Below are 1,781 nucleotides of genomic sequence, written 5' to 3'. Positions count from 1 at the left end.
TTGTTTATGGCAATATAATAATACATAAGATTGCAGCCTAAAAGTACATAACCAGGCAACAAAAAAAGCCTTGTTAGTCATCCAGTTTACCTCTAAAGTTTAAGTTACGACGCTTAACTTGGAGGAAGAAAAAGGATGCTAACAATGGCTGATATTAATACTATCAAAAATCTACGTAATAATCACGATAAATCAATAAATGAAATTGCAACAACTTTAGATATTAACTGGCGTACTGCAAAGAAGTATGCTGATGGTTTAGTGTTACCTGAAAAAAACTTGAAGAAAAAAGTTGGAATGATGTATGACGAAGATTGGGGAGACATCGTTTCATTGTGGCTAGAAGAAGACTATCGTCTTCCCAAAAAGAAAAGAAGAACAAACAAAAATTATTTTGAAGGACTAGAGACAATAGGTTTTAAAGGCTCATATCGTACGGTTTGCAATTTTGTACACGACTGGAAAAGTTCACATCATCATGATCTTCCGAGTGCAGGTTATGAAAGACTCGAACATCCTCCAGCAGAAGCCCAATTAGACTTTGGAACAATGGAAGTTGAACATGAAGGATCATTTAAGGATGTCAAAGCATTAGTGTTAAGTACTCCGTTTAGCAATGCGGGATTTGCAGTTGCTTTACCAAGTGAAAATCAGGAATGCTTATTAACTGGTATGAAAGAAATCTTTAAGCAAATGGGCTGTGTCCCTAAGACAATTCGAATTGATAATATGACAACTGCAGTTATTAAACCAAAATCAAAATTCAAGGATGCAAAGTTAACGAATGAATTTCTACAATTTGCAATGCATTATGGGTTCAATGTCCAAACTTGTAACCCTGCAAGTGGTCATGAAAAAGGTAGTGTTGAAAATAAAGTCGGATATGTTCGCTATAATTTCTTTTCTGAAACACCCAAGATGAAAGATTTTTCTTCTTTGAATAAAGATTTAGAACAGAGAATGGTAAAGAAACGAAAAGAAAAACACTATGAGAAAATAAGAACGATAGAATCACTTTGGAAAGAAGAAAAGAAATCCTGCTTAGAACTACCAGATGAAGATTACCCTGTCTTTAAAGAAGTTCTAGTAAGAGCAAATAAAATGAATGAAATAAAATTAGATAATACTTTAATACATATTCATAATTCATGGCGTCATGGTGAAGTATATGCCTATCTCACTTGGGACAAATATCGTATTATCACTCGCAACGGAGAAATCATTCAAGAAGATTTTCGTCCATATGTTACTCGAAAACGAGCAATTGATTGGCCTACAATCCTTAGGGATTGGAAACAGCGGTTATCTAAAATCACTTATTCACGATACTGGAAGTACCTTCCAGGACGGATACAGTCATATTTGAGTGTTGATGATCTACGTTTACTCTACCAACGACTCGATCGTTTATTAGGTTTGTTATCTGTTCATACAATGATTGAATTGAATGAAAGGTTCTATGAACTGATTTCTGAAGAGTATGAGGAAAGTCTATCTGATGTGAACTGGCAAGGATATGATGCTCTTACCCAAGTTGCAGCCAAAGGAGTGAAGGTATGATTTATACTTTAGAAACAGTATGTAAAGAACTGCGCTTAAATAGTTTACCAAGCTTAGTTGATGATCCTAAACAAGAAGAATGGCTACTTAAATTGTTAATAAATGAAGTAGAAGCTAAAGAAGAACGAAAAATTCAACGTTTAATTAAGCAAGCGAAGTTTATTGGCCATAAAACACTTGATTCCTTCGAGTGGCATCAAGATATTCGGTTACAAGATTCC

Annotated in this window: 2 protein-coding genes; both read left to right on the top strand. The window is 34.5% G+C overall.

Going from position 1 to position 1,781, the window contains the following annotated elements; genetic code table 11:
• Positions 1-144: 144 nt before the first annotated feature.
• Complete coding sequence (istA, locus tag ACEN3Z_RS11760) at positions 145-1,560, top strand: IS21 family transposase (protein ID WP_407090967.1); 1,416 nt, start codon at positions 145-147, stop codon at positions 1,558-1,560.
• Positions 1,557-1,781, top strand: a 225-nt coding sequence (locus ACEN3Z_RS11755; protein WP_407090966.1) for an ATP-binding protein, incomplete at its 3' end; no start/stop codon positions are given. The genes istA and ACEN3Z_RS11755, both read left to right, overlap by 4 nt.

The sequence above is a fragment of the Ruoffia sp. FAM 26254 genome (assembly GCF_045528545.1).
GTDB classification, from domain to species: Bacteria; Bacillota; Bacilli; order Lactobacillales; family Aerococcaceae; genus Ruoffia; species Ruoffia halotolerans.
Note: the sequence above shows the minus strand (reverse complement) of the source record. Positions and strands in the feature narration are given on the sequence as shown.

Coding starts and splice junctions, on each gene's coding strand:
- istA (WP_407090967.1), top strand. CDS start 145: ATGGCTGATATTAATACTATCAAAAATCTACGTAATAATCACGATAAA.